This window comes from Photorhabdus africana, from assembly GCF_035181445.1.
GTDB classification, from domain to species: Bacteria; Pseudomonadota; Gammaproteobacteria; order Enterobacterales; family Enterobacteriaceae; genus Photorhabdus; species Photorhabdus laumondii.
Genome location: NZ_JAXBVE010000317.1, coordinates 1 through 223, shown reverse-complemented (window position 1 = coordinate 223; position 223 = coordinate 1). Strand labels below are relative to the sequence as shown.

General features: G+C 52.9%; 1 protein-coding gene. It reads right to left on the bottom strand.

Annotation, left to right across the window (positions count from 1 at the left end):
- Positions 1-223: hypothetical protein (locus tag SLS51_RS23915; protein ID WP_323840931.1), on the bottom strand; the 223-nt coding region annotated here is incomplete at both ends.

The window sequence follows — 223 nt, the reverse complement described above, 5'->3', positions numbered from 1 at the left end:
GCGTAAACAAGACATCGCCCTGAGCTGTGAGGCTGACCGTACCGCCTATCGCATCCCCAACATTGGCAATGCGCAGGGCACCCTGACTGTTAAGATGTTGATCGTTAGCCAGCAGGCTTTCTGCGGCAATCAGATGTGGCTGAGTACGATCAAAAACCTTGCCGTCCTTGTCGTGAGTGAGGACATCCTCGACAGGCATCGCATTGGGTGTTTGTAAATCAAC